Genomic DNA, 16,891 nt, shown 5'->3' with positions numbered 1-16,891 from the left:
GGTTTAGCCGGCGTTGTTCTCCTGGCTCGGTTCGTCACCGCGGATCTTGCCATGGCCTTTCTTGTCCTTGGCGGGATCTTCCTGGTCGGGAACCACAGCGGCTCCGCCCGGGCTGACCACTACGGTCACGAAGGTCGGCTGGCTGGTCCCGGCAAAGGTCAGGCGTCCGATGTAGGAGCCCGGCTCCAGGCCGGTCCAGTTCAGGGCAATTGTTGACTTCTTGCCGTTGTGGAGCTTGATCGGATTCGGAGTCACGGTGGCGTTGCCCTCGTTGGCCCCCAGGACAGCCGCATCAACCGTGGCCTTGGTGGGCTGGTTGTTGGGGCTGGCGTAGAGGTTGGCGAAGATGTAGTAGTCTCCCGGCGCCGGGTTGGGCACGGTCACGGATTCACTGGCCGAGGCCGTAGCCGCCGGAAGCTGCTGCCCGGCAGGTGTCAGGACCAGCATGTCGAAGTCCGCGGCTTCTTCCGAGGAGATCACAGAGAACTTGGCCAGCGCGCTGCCCTCGCCCACAGTCACCTTCTTGACGAAGTTGGAAGCGTTGGTCTCCCCGGCAAACGGACCGGGCACCAGTTCGACGGCGGAGGAGTCCGCCTTGGACAAACCATCAACCGTCACGCCGACCGGCAGGTTGGTGCCGGCGACGATGTTGATGGTACCGGAACCGTTGGGCCCGGTCCCGGTGAAAGCGAGGGCCTTGTCCGCAATCACCGACTGCGGACGGACCGCTATCGGCGAGGTGACGGTCTTGTTGGCGCCCTGCCAGGTCAGCGATCCCATGGCGAACTGTCCCAGGGCGGCGCTCTTGTTCTCGAACTGCACCTTGAACGTCTTCTTCTCCCCTGCCGCACCGAAGTTCAGTACCGACGGGGTGATCTTGACGTTCACGCCCGGCACGTTGGCCGTTGCGCGGTACATGCCCGGGGTCAGTGCGGTCACGGTCCTGGTGACTTCGATCTTTCCGGCCAGGTTGCCCAGGGCGAAGGACGGCACGTTCATGTCACGCGGCTGGGTGGATCCCAATCCCTCGATGCCCAGGTCAAGGCCGGTGCCCTGCACGAACTTGAGGTAGTCCTCCGTGGAGGCGTCGTAGACCAGGCCGGGGCTGAGCACCTTGGCAGGATCAACCTGGCCGGCGCCCGTGGCGAAGACATCCTTGTTCGGCTGACCGTTGGCCAGCTTCACCTGTCCGGCGGTGGTCATCATGGCTGATTTCACCGTGGCCGGGGACCACTGCGGGTTCTTGGCCAGGATCAGGGCGCCGAATCCGGCAACGTGAGGCGATGCCATGGACGTTCCGGAGAGGAAGCCGAAGTTGTCGCCGCCGGTTCCAATGGGAGACACACCTGCGAGCACGGCCACGCCCGGTGCGGATACATCCGGCTTCAGGAGGTCGGAATCAGTGGCCAGGAGCGGACCACGGGAGGAGAACCCTGCGATCTGGGGCTGCGCCTCTGCGGGCAGGCCCGTGGTGTCGCGGTTCAGCAGGTTGACGGTGATGGCCGGGTTGGCAGCCACCTTGTCCTTGATGGCCTGGGTGGCAGGCGGGTTGACGTGCACGGTGGGTACGGCGTGCTTGTCCGTGTCCAGGGACGATTCGGTGAGGTTCACCAGGATCATGCCCACACCGCCGCCGCGCAGGACCTCGGCGCTCTTGGCGGTACGGTCCACCACGCCACGGTCGCAGACAACAACCTTGCCGGCAACCTTGGCGGGGTCCAGGGACCCGGGCGCGCACAGTGCAGCACTGCCTTCGCCGCTGGCCGCCTCGGTGGAAAGTACGACGCCGGCACCGGTCACCTCACGGTTCATGATGCTCGCTCCGCGGAACTTGCTGCCATCGGAGAATTCAACCGTGCCCTGGAGTTCCTGGGAGAAGGAGGTTGCTGCGGTGGTGGTCAGCCAGGGTGCACCGTGGTTGACGGTGCTGGCCGTGGGTCCGGAGTTTCCGGCCGAAGTGGCTACGAAGATCCCCGCGGAGGCTGCCGACAGGAATGCCAGGGATACAGGATCAGTGGTGGACGTTGCCGAACCGGAGATGGAGTAGTTCAGCACATCCACGCCGTCCAGGATGGCCTGTTCGATTGCATCAACAGAGGCAGAACCGTAGCAGCCGCCCGTGGAGGGATCGGTGTCTTCCCAGCAAACCTTGTAGATGGAGAGTTTTGCGGCCGGTGCGATTCCGCTGGTGATGCCAAAGCTGCGTCCATCCACCGTTGCCTCGACGTTGGCGTTGCCGGCGGCGGTGCTGGCCGTGTGCGTGCCGTGGCTGTCCACGTCCACGGGGGAAATACGTTCCTCGGGAGCGCGGTTTTCTTTCGGCACGGTCTCGAGGAAGGCATCAGCGAAGTAGTGGGTGCTGAGGACCTTGGAGTTGCAGGCGCTGCCGTCGTAGTCGGCGCCCGTACCGGTGCCGGGCTGGCATTCGCCGATGAAGGTATCACCGTCGGCCTTCAGCATGGCGATCCTGCCATCGTCGGTGCGGTACGGAACGCCTACCTCGGGGTTGCCCGTGAGCGGGCCGACCGGTTCACCGGCGAAGAAGGGATTGGAAGGGGTGTAGCCGGTGTCGATGACACCCACCACGGTGCCCTTGCCGGCATTGTCGACGCCGCCGTACTGGGTGGCCCAGGTTCCGTCGGGTCCGCTGAGCTTCAGGAAATCCGTGGTGGAGTAGTCAGGCGCGTACTGGGTGTCGGGAGCCACCAGGAGGACCTTGGGATCCTTTGCCAGGTTGATGGCCTGGTCGGCCGTGAGGTTGGCACTGAAACCGTTCACGGCGGTGGTGAAATCACGTTGGATGGTGACGTTTTCCTGCTGCGCAATGTCCTGCTGCTGCCGCTGCAGGTGCTCTTGGTATTCCTTGACCTCGGCACTGCCGGCATCGAGCTTCTTGCCTTCTTCCGGCTTGGTGGGCGCCAGGCCGGGAGTCCCGCCGTCGTAGGTGGCCGCGGGCTTTTCGGCCAGGACAACCATGTAACGGCCGTCTTTGTAGGCGTTGGGGTCGAGGTTTTTCTTGGCCACGCCTGCCACATTCCCTGGCGCGGTCTCCGGGGCAGGAGCGGCCTGGGCCGGCAACGCCATGGAAGAGAGCAGCAACGGCAAGCCCACGGCCACGGCCGCCGCCTTCCGAAGCCCCCCGCTTCTGACGAAGCTCTTTCCTTGTGATTTCACGAGTGATTGCACCTTTCACTGGGAGGGCCAGGGCGCCATCGCCAAAGCCCGTCAACTGAAGTTGGTTGCATTTTTGACAGTTCTTGTCAATCAAACGCAACCAACCGAGTCACACAGTACAGAGTGGGAGGGGATTTCGACATACTGCACATTTTGGAAAATTTGTCTTGTCACAAAGGCCACCCTCCGACACGCAGGCGCGCGGAAGGGACGGCAACACCGGCACGTGGTGTTACCGCCCCTTCCGACCGTGTGGCCCCGCCCGGTCAGCCCTTCGGGGTCACCTGCAGGCGGTCGAAGGAAACCTGGACGCCGTGCTGGTCCAGGACCACGACGTCGTCGCGGCCGTTCTTGACATCGGAAGGAAGAATGAACTCCACGGTGTTGTCCGTGGTGGGAAAGATCCACCCCAGGCGATAGCTGGTCTTATTCAGGTACACGTAGTACCACTGGCCGTAATCCAGCCCCTGAAGCACCACTTTTTGGCCGTTGCGGTACTTATCCGCCGTAGCGAATTCCACCGGCGCTGCCTGGCCTTCAAAATCCTGCACCGTGAGGACCGGCTCACGTGACGGCTGCGCGGGCTGGACAGCCAGTTCAAGGGGCTCACCCGCCACGGACGCCGTAACGTCCTTGGAGCCGTTGCTGGCCTTCACATCGAAGGACCCGGCAGGCAACGTACCCTTGGCAACGTCCTCTTCAGTCAGGACGTGGACGCGCGTGGAGGTGACAGTATCCCCTGCTGCCAGGATCGGTTCCGAGATCCCTGCCGCTGCCGCTTCCACGCCTGCCACGGCCACATTGCCGGCGTTGCCCACGGTGTACGTGTAAGTCACAGGATCACCTGCGCTTGCATACCTGTCTCCGTCGGCATCTGACCACTCGGCGGTCACTGTGCCCTCCACCTTGGGTTCACGGACCTTGAGGTCTACCTCTCCCCCGTTGATCTGGTAGCTCCTGGCACTCTGGCCCGCCGCGCCAACCTCCCAGCTGGTCAGCGGAACGAAGAAACCCTGCGCGGCTTCCTCCGCTGTCACGGTGTGGCGGGGCGTGGAGCACTGGTAGCTCTGCCCGGCAGGCAGGGACAGGTAGCGGCAGTTGCCAGGGCCGTCCGGCAGGAAGGGGTTGAAGTTGCCGGCGGTGGGGACCACCTTTTCAGTGAGGGGGCCGGTGTTCTTCACCGTGAAGGCATACGGGACCAGGTCACCTGCCATATAGGGCTGCGTTGCCAGGTCACGCCCTGCATCGGCGCGCGCCCCGCTGATGTCGGCCAAGACCAGCCCGTCCCGCAAGGCGACCGAAGCACCCGTGAACGATACCGTTTTGGTGAGGGCCGGCGTCGTGCTTGAGGTGATGCTGAAGGCGGCTTCGGGCGTGAAGTAGCCGCGCTGGATGTCACCCGACGTGACCACGTGCTTGGCCGTGGAGCACGTATAGGTGGCTCCGGCAGCCAGGTTGTTGTACCGGCAGTTGGGCGCCGACGGCGGGAGGAACCCGGAATCGAACGTCCCCGACACCGGGACGGAGTTTGCCGTGACGTTGGATGTGCTCTTGACGGTGAAGGTGTAGTTGACTGTCTCGCCCACCTGGTAGGGGCTGGCCGCCACGTCCCGGGCCGGTGCGCTGCCGCTGATGGCCAGGCCCACCTGCGGAGCGACCGGCACAGTGGCCGTGAAGGTGTACTGCGAAACCCGGCCGTCCGCCGTCGTGAATGCGGCGTTGAGGTTCTGCGGGCCGCTGGCGTTGGCCGGCGCGGTGAGTGCCACATTGACGGTGGCCGAAGCGCCCGGAGCCAGGGCCGGCACCGGGACGGTGGTGGCCGACCAACCCGTGGGCGTGTAGACGGTGGCGGTGGCACCGCTGAGGGTGGTGGCTTCCTGGTTGGTCACCGTCACCGCCACCTGCTGGGTGGCTCCCGGCGCGGTGGTGACGGCCGGGACGGTGAGCGGTGCGCAGACATAGTTCAGCCAGGCATCATCGAACTGGGCGAAGGGCATGTTGTCCGTGTAGTTGCCCTCGTACAGCACCCCGAAGGCGCCGTCCTGCAGGCGGGTCACGGTGGAGTACGCGGAGAAGCCCGCCCGAATGGTGCGCACGCCGGGCCAGGTTGCGCCGTCGTCGCAGGAGACGCGGGCCGAGACGTTTTCACGGCCGGTCCTGGAGTTGGCGTTGGTGAAAATCAGCTTCTTCGCATCAGCCGAACCCTGCGCAGCATTCGGGAACATCCTGGCGATCGCGCCGTTGTTGGCGGGATCGGGCAACTCGGTATCCTGCGTCACCGGACCATACGTGGCGCCCCCGTCCGTCGAAACCGCCACCTTGCGATACCCCTGGTTGGCGTTGTCCCGGGAGTTGAGCAGCACCCGACCATCGGAGAGTTCAACGGTCTTGTTCTCATCCATGCGGTCGCCCACGTTGGCGCCCTTCTTCCAGGTCACGCCGTGGTCATCGGAGTAGACGCTGTAGGCCTGGATCTTATTGGTTCCGTCCGGCTGGCGGACGTCACCGGCGAATTGCTGGATGAGCCGGCCCTTGTAGGGGCCGTATTTGAGCTGGATGCCTTCGCCCGACGAGGCGAAGTTGGAGCGCACGTCGCCTGCCACGGGGTTGGTTTTGCTGGTACCAGGCTTGGTGACACTGGTGATCAGCCGCGGTTGGCTCCACGTCACGCCGCCGTCCGACGACTCGATGACGGCAGAAGAGATGACGTTCCTGTCGGCGTCGTCGTTACCGAACTGACTGCCACCGAAACCCTGGTCCTTGGAGTAGACAAAGAACGCGAAGACCTTGTTGGCCTCTGCGTCGTAGATGTAGGAAGGGTCGCTGTAGCCGTACTTCGGGCCGCTGGAGTCCGCGATATGTCCGGCGGCGATGACCTGGACGGGGCCCCACGTCTTCCCGCCGTCGGTACTGCGGCGCTGCACGATCGAGTTGGGGTTGGGGGCATCGGCAGCGCTGCCTGGGCGGCCGTCCCACGCCGCCAGCACCACATTGTTGCCCAGGTAGGTCAGTGCGGGGATGCGGTAGAAAAAGTTCGCGGCGGTGCGGTCGGCGGCCAGGTTGGTTTCGCTGAAGCTTCCCGGAGCCAGGGTTGGATCGCTGGGTGGAATGGGCGCCGCCTGGGCCGGCAGGCCTGGCCCGGCAACCAAGCAGGCGGCCAAGGCGCCGGCAGCGGATATTCGTGCGAAGGAAAGTGCAGGGGATCTCAAATCCAGGGTCCTTTCGAAACGGCGGGGTCGTTCAACGAGGGCATTGGTGTTACGTGCCACGTCGAACGTCCTACAACCATAAGGTGTTCGTCGTCACATTGCTAGGGATGACGCATGGGCGGCGCCCGGGGGTATCCAGCGGGTAGCGTCGTGACCATACCCGCCGCCCTGGAGCAATGGAGCTTTTCGTGAAAATCCTCGTCCCCCACACCATTCACCTCGACCTCTCCCCGATCACGGACGAGGTGGTGACCTATCAGGTTGACCAGTCGATTCCGGACGAGCACACCGACGCCGACGTCCTGGTGGTCTGGCAAAACACTGCCGACAACCTCCGCGACGCGGCCCGGCGCCTGACCCGGCTGCGCCTGGTGCAGACCCTGGCCGCCGGCCCGGATTCCGTCCTTGCTGCGGGATTCGCCCGCAGCGTGGCCATCACGTCCGGCCGCTCGCTGCACGACGGACCGGTGGCCGAGCACACCCTCGCGTTGGTGCTTGCCGCGATCCGGCGCCTGGACACGCTGCTGGAGGCGCAGAAGTCCACCACGTGGGACCGCGACTTCAACGTGGCGCAGTCCGCACCGGAAACCGAACAGCTTTACACGCTCGACGGCGCCAGGGTCACCATTTGGGGGTTCGGCTCCATCGCAGGGCGGCTCGCTCCCCTCTTGGCTGCGCTGGGTGCCAGCGTCACCGGCGTCGCGAATTCCGACGGCGAGCGGTATGGCTTCCCGGTGGTCGCCACCCCGACACTTCCCGACGTCCTGAAAACAACGGATGTGCTGATCTCGATCCTCCCGGCCACCCCCGCGACGGAAAATTCCCTGAACGCGGACATCCTGGCCGCCCTGCCCCGGACTGCCGTGTTCGTCAACGTAGGCCGTGGCGCCACCGTGGACGAGGACGCCTTGCAGGCCGCCCTGGCGGAGGGCCGGCTCCGGGCGGCGGCGCTGGACGTCACCAAGACGGAACCATTGCCTTCGCACTCCCCGCTATGGGCCACCCCAAACCTGATCATCACTCCCCACGTTGCCGGCAACCGCCCCAAGGGTTCATCCGCGCTGGTCCTGGCCAACGTGGCCGCACTCAAGGAAGGCCGGAAGTTGACCAACCAGGTGGCCGGTCCGGTGCTTTAGGCACTTAGCATTGCACGCAGATAGTAAGCATGCTTATGGTGGGCGGGTCCGGGATGGCCAGCAGAGGGTTTCCATCCCAACGAGCATGAGACACCGTGAGGAAACGCCATGTACCTGCACACCCAGCTTCTCATCAATGAAATAGCGGCGGACGAACCGGACCCCGCCGCAGCCAACGCACTCCAGGAAGGCCTTGGAGGGCAATTCGGCGAAATGCGCACCATGATGCAATACCTGTTCCAGAGCATGAACTTCCGCGGAGACCCCGCATCCAAGCCCTACAAGGACCTGCTCCAGGGCATTGGAACCGAAGAGATCAGCCATGTCGAACTGATCGGCACCACCATCTCGCAACTCCTGGACGGCTCACCCCGCTATCAGGGCAAGAAGACAGACCCCGTGGACGAGCCCGGTGCCAAGGGAGCCACTCCGCTGAACATCGCCCTGGACACCAGCAACATCCACCACTACCTGGTGGGCGCCCAGGGCGCCCTTCCCGTTGACGCGGCCGGCAACCCATGGAGCGGCTCCTACGTCTACAACAGCGGCAACCTCGTTCTTGACCTGCTGTACAACCTGATGCTGGAGTCCACGGGACGGCTCCAGAAGTGCCGGATCTACGAGATGACGGACAACAAAACAGCCCGCTCCACCATCGCGTACCTGATCGTCCGCGACCAAGCGCACGAGAACGCTTATGCCAAGGCCTTGGAAAGCCTGGGGGTCAACTGGGGCAAGGTCCTGCCCATCCCCAAAACCAACGCAGAGCAGTTCCCGGAGGTGAAGAGGTTGCTGGACATGGGACTGCAAAGCATCCAGTACACGTTCAGCGCCGATAACCAGAGCGAGGCGGGCAAGCTGTTCCGGGGCGCGTCACCATCCAACGACGGAACCGAACTGACCACGGATGTCATGCCCGACGGCTTCCCGATCACCATGTCGCCTGAGCGCAAGGAGGAGTTCGCACCCGGGCTGGACCCGGAACTCCTGGCACTGATCCAGGCCACCGCGGAGCAGGAGCTCAGGGATGCAGACAGTCCCGCGCAGGCGAAGTAACCGGTAGCAGCAAAAGAGCGGCACACCCCGTGGGTGTGCCGCTCTTTTGTCCGTTGGTTGCTTGCCGGTCAGGCGTGCTCGTAGGTCAGGCAGTCAGCGGCTTCGGCGCCGGGTCCTACCCTGACATCGTGGGCCTCGCACATGAGGTTGTTGTTGTGTACGCACTCAGAGCGCTGGCAGGCTCCAACGTGCGCGAGAACCTTGGGCAGTCCGCCCATCCGGGTGGTGTCGATGAACGTGGCGCAGGCAGCATGGTCCTGGGTACCGCCGATCGTGATACCGAATGCAGTGCAGCCATCATGGTTGAATCCGCAGCTGCCAACACTACAGGCGGATACTTCGGCAATGTGGTCGGTCATTGTTCCTCCTGGTAGGGCCTTGGGGGGTGCTTAAACCCCGCGTGTAATCCCAAAGTACGCCGGATCTGCGCGGTTTAACCCGTTCGATTAGCGCATTTGTACGTGTGCTAATCGCCCCCCAAACTACCTGCGACGCGCTCCACGCAGGGCTTCGCTGATTTTCGCGCGGGTTTCCGCATCCAAGGGAGGTGTGACCATGCGGTCCCGGGCTGCCCTGTCCGCCAGGATTTTCTGCAGCACCATGCGCCCCAGCCCGGCAAAGACCGCTGCGCCCACCACACCCAGAACCATCGACTTCGGCTTCCCGCTCATGCGGCAATCCTAGTGGCATTTTGGGCCGGACCGGCGGGGGCTGCTCGCGGAATCGCGCTGAATAGGGTATGTGGGCTACTCCCGGTAGGATAGATGTGCAAGCTCGCGGAGCGCCCCCACACCGTTTCAGGACACCGTTTTCAGGACACAGTTCGAACGCGGCTGAACGGCGTGAGACGGCACCCCTCCGCGGCAGCCTTGTTTAAAGGTTCACCCAACTCACGCACAGGAGTTACCGGATGCCCCGGATCGTCGTTGACGTCATGCCCAAGCCCGAGATTCTGGACCCCCAGGGGAAGGCCATCGTGGGTGCACTGCCCCGCCTCGGCTTCAACAGCTTCAGCGCAGTCCGCCAGGGCAAGCGCTTCGAACTGACCGTCGACGGCGAGGTGACCGATGCGATCCTGGCCCAGGCACGCGAGGCTGCTGAGACGCTGCTCTCCAACCCGGTGATCGAGGACGTTGTCAACGTCGAGGTCGTCGAGGCCTGAGATGACTTCAATCCCCCTGATTGGCGAGGCCGTGGCCGTCGCCGCAGAGCCCCGCTTGGCAGGCGCCAAAATCGGCGTCGTCACCTTCCCCGGCACCCTGGACGACCGCGACGCCGCCCGGGCAGTACGGCTTGCAGGCGGCACGGCGGTTTCGTTGTGGCATGCTGACGACCACCTGGGCGATGTTGACGCGGTCATCATTCCCGGCGGTTTCTCCTACGGCGACTACCTGCGCGCCGGCGCCATTTCGCGCTTTGCACCGTTGATGTCCAAGATCATTAAGGCTGCAACAGGTGCTGCATCCTCTAATCCTTTGCCGGTCCTCGGTATTTGCAACGGCTTCCAGATCCTGACCGAATCGCACCTGCTGCCCGGTTCCATGATCAAGAACGACCACCTGAAGTTCATCTGCCGCGACCAGGTGCTCCGGGTGGAAAACGCCAACACCGCCTGGACGGTGGACTACCAGCAGGGCCAGGAAATCACTGTGCCGCTGAAGAACCAGGACGGCCAATACATCGCCGACGAGAAGACCCTCGATGCCCTGGAGGCAGAGGGCCGCGTGGTGTTCCGCTACGTGGGCTTCAACCCGAACGGATCCCGCCGCGACATCGCCGGCATCTCCAACGCCGCGGGCAACGTGGTGGGCCTCATGCCGCACCCCGAGCACGCCGTTGAGGCCGGCTTCGGTCCGGAAGCACTCGATGGAGCAGCTTCGGACACTGACGGCCTCGGTTTCTTCACCTCCGTTTTGACCAAGATTGTGGGAGGCGACAAGTGACCACTGAGACCACCAAGAAGTTCAACATCGATACCGTTGAGCACGCTGCCAAGACCCCGGACACGGAACTGCCCTGGGCCGAACTGGGCTTGAAGCAGAACGAATTCGACGAGATCGTCAAGGTCCTGGGCCGCCGCCCCACCGGCGCGGAACTGGCCATGTACTCGGTCATGTGGAGCGAGCACTGCTCGTACAAGTCCTCCAAGAACCACCTCCGCCAGTTCGGCGAGAAGGTTACCCCGGAGATGAAGAAGGACATGCTGGTTGGCATCGGTGAGAACGCCGGCGTGACCAACCTCGGCGACGGCTGGGCCGTAACCTTCAAGATCGAGTCGCACAACTCGCCCTCGTTCGTGGAGCCGTACCAGGGTGCCGCCACCGGCATCGGCGGAATCGTCCGCGACATCATCTCCATGGGCGCCCGCCCGGTTGCCGTGATGGACCCGCTGCGTTTCGGCGCCATCGACCACCCGGACACCGCGCGCGTCATGCACGGTGCCGTTGCCGGCATCGGCGGCTACGGCAACTGCCTCGGCCTGCCGAACATCGGCGGCGAGATGGTCTTCGACTCCGTCTACCAGGGCAACCCGCTGGTCAACGCACTGGCCGTGGGCGTCATGCGCCACGAGGACATCCGCCTGGCCAACGCTTCCGGCAAGGGCAACAAGGTGGTCCTCTTCGGTGCCCGCACCGGCGGCGACGGCATCGGCGGAGCCTCGGTCCTCGCGTCCGAGTCCTTCGATGACACCAAGCCGTCCAAGCGTCCCGCCGTCCAGGTGGGCGACCCCTTCGCCGAGAAGGTGCTCATCGAGTGCTGCCTCGAGCTCTTCAAGGGCTCCCTGGTGGAAGGCATCCAGGACCTCGGTGCCGCCGGTATTTCCTGTGCAACGTCCGAGCTCGCCTCCAACGGTGACGGCGGCATGCAGGTTGAACTGACCTCCGTTCTTCTGCGCGACCCCACGCTGACCCCGGGCGAGATCCTCATGTCCGAGTCGCAGGAACGCATGATGGCAATCGTTACGCCGGAGAACGTGGAAGCGTTCGAGGCCGTGATGGACAAGTGGGCCGTGGAGTACTCCTGGTTGGGTGAAGTGACCGACACCGGCCGCCTCATCATCACCTGGGAAGGCGAAGTAATCGTCGACGTCGATCCCCGCACCGTTGCGCACGATGGCCCGGTTTACGACCGCCCGTTCGCCCGCCCGGAGTGGCAGGATTCTGTCCAGGCCAACGCCTTCACCGGCTCCGTTGAGGATGCCAACCGCCCGTCCGCTCCCTCGGAGTTGGCAGCAGCGGTCACCGAGCTGGTCTCTTCCCCAAACATGTGCAGCAAGGCCTGGATCACCAAGCAGTACGACCGCTACGTTGGCGGCAACACTGCCATGGCGTTCCCGGACGACGCCGGCGTGGTCCGCGTTGACGAAGAAACAGGCCTGGGCGTTGCCTTGGCCACGGACGCCAACGGCCGCTACACCTACCTGGACCCGTACCAGGGTGCACAGTTGGCGCTGGCCGAGGCCTACCGCAACGTGGCCACCTCCGGTGCGGTTCCCATGGCCGTCAGCGACTGCCTGAACTTCGGTTCCCCCGAGGACCCGGACGTCATGTGGCAGCTCGCCGAAGCCATTCGCGGCCTGTCGGACGCCTGCATGGAGCTTGGCGTTCCGGTCACGGGCGGCAACGTCTCCCTGTACAACCAGACCGGCACCACGCCGATCCACCCCTCCCCGGTGGTGGCAGTCCTCGGCAAGCTCGACGACGTCGCCCGCCGCACGCCGTCGGGCTGGCGCGAAGATGGCCAGGCCATCTACCTGCTCGGCACCACGGCTGCTGAACTGGATGGTTCCGAGTGGTCCAACCTCCGCGGACACCTCGGTGGCCAGCCGCCGAAGGTGGACCTCGCCGCCGAGCGTGAACTGGGCGAGATCCTCATCAACGCCTCCCGGGACGGCATGGTGGACGCCGCGCACGACCTCTCCGAAGGTGGCCTCGCTGCCGCTTTGGTTGAGTCTTCGCTGCGCTACGGCGTGGGTGCCCGCATCGCGCTTGAGGAACTCATGGAACGCGACGGCGTGGACCTGTTCACTGCCTTGTTCTCCGAGTCCCAGGCACGTGCAATCGTCTCCGTGCCGCGCTCCGAGGAAGTCCGTTTCAAGGACATGTGCACCGCCCGCGGCTTCGCCCACCTCCGGATCGGCGTGGTTGACGCTGCCGGCGGGAAGCTGGAGATCAACGGCGTGGACGAGCTGTCTCTGGACGCCCTCCGTGAAGCCCACGAAGGCACCCTGCCGAAGTACTTCGGCTAGGAACAGTCAGCAGAAACCCCCGGCACTGACGTCAGTGCCGGGGGTTTTTGCTATGCGGGCCAGGTTTCCTGCTGCGCCAGTTGCGCCGTGAAATCCGTTTCCGGAAGCGGCCTGCCAAAGTAGTAGCCCTGCCCGCTGGTGCAACCGATGCTGCGCAAGGCCTCGGCCTGTTCAGCGGTCTCGATGCCCTCCCATACGCCGTCCAGCCCGCAGGATCGGATGACCTGCTGGATCGCGGCCAGGAAATCCAGCTGACCTGGTTCCTTGCAGAGGTCCCGGACAAACTCCCGGTCTACTTTCACCCGGTCCACCGGGAGCTTGCGGAGGTAGCCCATGGACGAGTACCCGGTACCGAAGTCGTCGATTTCCAGCCCGACGCCCAGACGGTGCAGGCTGAGCAGCGTGTAGCGGTCCAGTTCATTGTTCTGGATGATGGCGCTCTCGGTGAGTTCCAGGACCAGGGCTTCGGGTTCGAGGCCGGCCGCGGCCAGGGCCTCGCGCACGTCGTCGCCGAACTCCAGGCTTTGCAGGTCCGCGGCTGAGACATTGATGCGCATGGTGAAATGATGGCCCGCGGTGGCCGGGTCGTCACGCCACTTCCGGAGAGTGCGAACGGCTGTCCGAAGAACCCAGCGGCCCAGCTCGGCGATGAGCCCCGTGGATTCGGCGACCGGAATGAACTGGTCCGGCATGATCAGCCCATGCACCGGGTGCTTCCAGCGGACCAGCGCTTCAGTGCCCTGCAGGCGTCCCGTTTCCAGGTCAACGATCGGCTGGTAGTAGAGCACCAACTGGTCCGAACGGATCGCGTCCTGGAGTTCTGTTTCGATCTGGCGCTGCAGTTGGCGTGCGTGGAGCATGGCGGGCTGGAATGCCTTGAGCTTGTTGCGTCCCTCGGCCTTCGATTCCTCCACGGCCATGCCGGCTTCCTGCAGGAGATCGGCGGCCCGGTGATCCGGCTCCGCGACGCGCAAACCCATGCTGGCACCGCAGCGGAAGCTGCCTTCGCCGACGTCGATGTTTGGTTCCAGCGCCGCCAGGATGCGGTTCCCGACGGCGGTCGCCCGGCTCAGCGGCGTGGCGGGCAGAAGGATCGCGAATTCGTCGCCGCCCAGGCGGGTAACGACGTCGTCCTCCCTCACTGCCGAGCGGATGCGGGCCGCGACGGCGATCAGGATCTGGTCGGCTGCCTCGTGGCCGGCGGCCTTCCGGAGAGACCTGAATCCGTCCAGCTCGAGGAGCAGCAGGGCAGGTGCACCCGCCCCCTCCGAGGCTGCTTCCTTCGCCTTGAGGTACGCGTCCACCAAGGCGAGGCGGTTGCCCAGGCCCGTCAAGGGATCGGTCAGGGATTCCCTGGACTGCTGCTGCCGGCGGGCCTCATGGAGTTCACCCATCAGGGCATGGACCTGCCCCTCCAGCAGACGGATGCGGGAGTCGGCATCAAGGGATCCATGGCCGGCCTGGGAAAGCGCCGGTTCAAAAGTGCTCAAGTAAGTTCCAAGCGTCGCAAGGTGTCGTCCACAACGGTTTTTGGCTTGGCCATGGGGTTGCTGCGCTCGTCCATGAAAAGCCGGTAGGAGGCGACGTCCAGACGCCCGTCCCTCACCACCGATGTCCCCGAACGGTAAACCTGGTTCAACCAGGACCCGCCGAGGATCGCTTCGATCCAGGCATCGCATTCGGCCAGGGACAACTGGACACGGCTGCCGGTGCTGCGTCGATGCCCGGCGATGGAAACCGTAATGCAACTGCCAAGGAGGCCTTTGTCAGCGGTGAACCATGCCAGGCCTTCCACGTCCCCCACAATGGTGAGGTTCGCGTTGCCGTCCTCCACCGACTGCACCGGGCCCATCCGGACCGATCGCCGGGCCGCGTTGAGCGCGGTCGGTGTACCGGCCTGGTAGGGCGGGCTGGTGATGTCCTGGCGGAAACTCGCCAGTTCCTGCGTGTGCTGGACCTGGATCCTGGTGGTGAGTTGTGTGGTGGTCATGGTTTTCCCCCGTCGGCGATGGTGGCCGCACCCAGGCGGTCCGCTCCTACAATCCGGTTTCTTCCTTGTGATTTGGCGCTGTACAGGGCGGCATCTGCCACCTCGATCATGACGTTCAGGTCAGCTCCGGCCGGAATGCTGGAGGTGACCCCGTAACTGATGGTGGGGAAGGCGTGTCCTTCCGGCACCTCGGCGGTGGCCATGCGGCGGCTGATTTCCGCGGCGATGTCCTCCGCCCGGTCCTGGGTGGCACCGGGCAGGAACAGGATGAATTCCTCCCCGCCGTACCTGCCGATCAGGTCCGTGGAGCGTACCGAGGCCGTGCAGGCCTCGGCAAAGGCCTTCAGTGCGGCGTCGCCGGCGCGGTGGCCGTGTTCGTCGTTGACCAGCTTGAAGTGGTCCAGGTCCGCCAGGACTACCGCGGCACCTGAATTGGCGGCCCTAAGCCGGTTGAGTTCCGAGCCGGCGAGTTCCAGGAACGTGCCCCGGTTCAGGAGGCCGGTCAGATGGTCCCGGCTGGCCCTCTCGCGCAGGCCCCTGATCAGGTGGTCGCTGCTGAGCGCCGTCATGCTGAACGACACCGTCACCAGGAGCACCAGGGACACCAGGCCTGACGGGCCCGGCCCGAACCATGAGGTGAAGAGGTGGCTTCCCGGCCCTTCCAGCGCGTACACGGTCCAGCGGCCGAGGTAATAGGTTGCCAGCAAGCCCGCGGCCACCGACAGCGCCTTGTGCACCTGCGACTGGGCTGCCTCGATGAACCACAGGTCACGCGCGGCCAGCCCGATCCCCAGCGCCATCATGGCCAGGTAGACGAAGCCTCCGGACCATACATTGGACGCCGGGTTTTCCAGCATGGAGGCAACCGCGGTGACGGCTGGGCCCAAGGCCAGCTGCCAGGGAGTGGCTTTGAGGTCGCGCAAGGTCCGGGCGCCGGCAAAGACGCTGAAGGCTCCGGCCACCACCAGGACGTTGCCGGCGGGGTTGGCCCAGATCTGGTGGGGCGTGCCGTTGAGGAGGAAGGCGGCGTTGCCCAGCATGAACTCCAGCAGCGCGACGCTCCACCACCCCGCGTACGGCGAACGGGTGCGGCGGTAGGACAGGCAGAACAGGACCAGCAGTGTCACTGTTACCACGCCAAGGGCAACTCTTACTGAAAACGCATCGAGCACCATTGATCGCTCCTGCCACGTGGTCCCACGCCAATTTCTAACATGTCAGGGCTCCTGTCAACGCAGCGCCTTTCCACGCATTGGACGTGCCGGGAACCTTGTAATATCCACGGATTTCATAGGTCCAGGTACCAACCAACTGGATTCCGGAGGTATAAGTCCTTCCGGATGATTTGCTGAGGTCACCGGTGAACTCCAGAGCACCGCTGCGGTTGTACAGCTTGATTTCGTGGTAATTGGTGCGCGGCACCTGGTCGAAGGAGTTGACCACTACCGTCGCCTTGAGGCCGAAGGTGGAACAGGTCATGTGCACGTCGGCAGCGGCCGGTGCAGTGATCCGCAGGGCGCTATAGTGCGGCGCTTCGCTCCGGGTGTCCGAGAAGGCGGCAAACGCACCTGCCGGCGCCATCAGGCATGAACCAGCGACGGCGGCAGAGGTCGCCACGGCGCGCCAGGTATGGTTCCTGTTCATGCCGCCCGCCCCCTTAGCTGCTACCGGCTTTGCCCGTGGTTTCAGTGTGGTGGCTGCGGCTCAACCCTGCTGCGGCGTTTCCTCAAGATTCAATCAAGAAAACCCTCCGGCAGGCCGGTTCATAATGGGACCATGTGGATTGGGTGGATCGAATTCGATGTCCTTCTGGGCGACGTCCACAGCCTGAAGGAGAAGCGGTCCCTGGTTCGGCCGCTCGTTGCTGAACTCAAACGCCGTTTTGACGTTTCCGCCGCCGAGACGGGACTGCAGGACCAACACCGCAGGGCGATGATCGGTGCGGCGATGGTGTCTGCCGACCACGCCCACGTCACGGAGGTCCTGGACGCCGTGGAACGCTTGGTGGCGGCGCGTCCCGAGATTGAACTGCTGAGCGCCCGGCAGCGGGAGCTCCACAGCGAAGACTAGCTGGGCG

General features: G+C 64.6%; 14 protein-coding genes. 6 read left to right on the top strand and 8 right to left on the bottom strand.

Annotation, left to right across the window (positions count from 1 at the left end; all coding sequences use genetic code 11):
• Positions 1-3: 3 nt before the first annotated feature.
• Both ACSVIE_RS06830 and ACSVIE_RS06825 read right to left on the bottom strand, forming a co-directional pair.
• Positions 4-3,174, bottom strand: coding sequence for a S8 family peptidase (locus ACSVIE_RS06830; protein ID WP_442423398.1), 3,171 nt, complete (start codon positions 3,172-3,174; stop codon positions 4-6).
• Positions 3,175-3,440: 266 nt separating this feature from the next.
• Positions 3,441-6,443: an exo-alpha-sialidase gene (locus ACSVIE_RS06825; protein ID WP_442423397.1), complete on the bottom strand. Its 3,003-nt coding sequence runs from the start codon at positions 6,441-6,443 to the stop codon at positions 3,441-3,443.
• A 128-nt stretch (positions 6,444-6,571) separates the two neighbouring features.
• On the opposite strand from ACSVIE_RS06825, the gene ACSVIE_RS06820 reads away from it, so the two are divergent.
• Both ACSVIE_RS06820 and ACSVIE_RS06815 read left to right on the top strand, forming a co-directional pair.
• A complete protein-coding gene (locus tag ACSVIE_RS06820) occupies positions 6,572-7,519 on the top strand; it encodes an NAD(P)-dependent oxidoreductase (protein ID WP_442423396.1) in 948 nt (315 codons plus the stop codon).
• Between the two features lie 108 nt (positions 7,520-7,627).
• Positions 7,628-8,575 carry a manganese catalase family protein gene (locus ACSVIE_RS06815; RefSeq protein WP_426005832.1) on the top strand — a complete coding sequence of 316 codons (948 nt, stop codon included), beginning with the start codon at positions 7,628-7,630 and terminating at the stop codon, positions 8,573-8,575.
• A 68-nt stretch (positions 8,576-8,643) separates the two neighbouring features.
• Here the strand turns inward: ACSVIE_RS06815 and ACSVIE_RS06810 are convergent, their stop codons facing one another.
• The gene (locus ACSVIE_RS06810; RefSeq protein WP_426005831.1) at positions 8,644-8,934 is read right to left on the bottom strand and encodes a DUF1540 domain-containing protein; all 291 of its coding nucleotides are present in this window, start codon (positions 8,932-8,934) and stop codon (positions 8,644-8,646) included.
• Between the two features lie 123 nt (positions 8,935-9,057).
• Positions 9,058-9,246 carry a hypothetical protein gene (locus tag ACSVIE_RS06805; RefSeq protein WP_442423395.1) on the bottom strand — a complete coding sequence of 63 codons (189 nt, stop codon included), beginning with the start codon at positions 9,244-9,246 and terminating at the stop codon, positions 9,058-9,060.
• Between the two features lie 239 nt (positions 9,247-9,485).
• Here ACSVIE_RS06805 and purS point away from each other — a divergent pair, with 239 nt between their 5' ends.
• The 3 genes from purS to purL are packed head-to-tail and all read left to right on the top strand — an operon-like array spanning position 9,486 to position 12,824.
• The gene (purS, locus tag ACSVIE_RS06800) at positions 9,486-9,737 is read left to right on the top strand and encodes a phosphoribosylformylglycinamidine synthase subunit PurS (protein WP_011773385.1); all 252 of its coding nucleotides are present in this window, start codon (positions 9,486-9,488) and stop codon (positions 9,735-9,737) included.
• A gap of 1 nt (position 9,738) precedes the next feature.
• Positions 9,739-10,518 carry a phosphoribosylformylglycinamidine synthase subunit PurQ gene (purQ, locus tag ACSVIE_RS06795; RefSeq protein ID WP_426005828.1) on the top strand — a complete coding sequence of 260 codons (780 nt, stop codon included), beginning with the start codon at positions 9,739-9,741 and terminating at the stop codon, positions 10,516-10,518.
• Positions 10,515-12,824 (top strand): phosphoribosylformylglycinamidine synthase subunit PurL, encoded by a 2,310-nt coding sequence (gene purL / locus ACSVIE_RS06790; RefSeq protein ID WP_442423394.1) that lies wholly within the window; start codon positions 10,515-10,517, stop codon positions 12,822-12,824. Before purQ ends, purL begins: the two co-directional genes overlap by 4 nt.
• 50 nt (positions 12,825-12,874) lie before the next feature.
• Here purL and ACSVIE_RS06785 read toward each other — a convergent pair whose 3' ends face one another.
• The 4 genes from ACSVIE_RS06785 to ACSVIE_RS06770 are packed head-to-tail and all read right to left on the bottom strand — an operon-like array spanning position 12,875 to position 16,458.
• On the bottom strand, positions 12,875-14,314 hold the full coding sequence (locus tag ACSVIE_RS06785) for a putative bifunctional diguanylate cyclase/phosphodiesterase (protein ID WP_442423393.1): 1,440 nt from the start codon (positions 14,312-14,314) through the stop codon (positions 12,875-12,877).
• Positions 14,311-14,814: a hypothetical protein gene (locus ACSVIE_RS06780; protein ID WP_426005825.1), complete on the bottom strand. Its 504-nt coding sequence runs from the start codon at positions 14,812-14,814 to the stop codon at positions 14,311-14,313. Before ACSVIE_RS06780 ends, ACSVIE_RS06785 begins: the two co-directional genes overlap by 4 nt.
• A complete protein-coding gene (locus ACSVIE_RS06775) occupies positions 14,811-15,989 on the bottom strand; it encodes a diguanylate cyclase (protein ID WP_426005824.1) in 1,179 nt (392 codons plus the stop codon). The genes ACSVIE_RS06780 and ACSVIE_RS06775 overlap by 4 nt, the downstream gene beginning before the upstream one ends.
• Before the next feature lie 34 nt (positions 15,990-16,023).
• Entirely contained in the window at positions 16,024-16,458 is a 435-nt protein-coding gene (locus ACSVIE_RS06770; RefSeq protein WP_426005823.1) for a SipW-dependent-type signal peptide-containing protein, read from the bottom strand.
• A 132-nt stretch (positions 16,459-16,590) separates the two neighbouring features.
• Between ACSVIE_RS06770 and ACSVIE_RS06765 the strand changes: the two genes are divergently transcribed.
• Positions 16,591-16,884 (top strand): DUF503 domain-containing protein, encoded by a 294-nt coding sequence (locus ACSVIE_RS06765; protein WP_426005822.1) that lies wholly within the window; start codon positions 16,591-16,593, stop codon positions 16,882-16,884.
• Positions 16,885-16,891: the final 7 nt, after the last annotated feature.

It is taken from the genome of Paenarthrobacter sp. NCHU4564 (assembly GCF_052156435.1).
GTDB lineage: Bacteria > Actinomycetota > Actinomycetes > Actinomycetales > Micrococcaceae > Arthrobacter.
The sequence above is the reverse complement of the archived record's forward strand: the minus strand, read 5'-3'. Positions and strand labels throughout refer to the sequence as shown.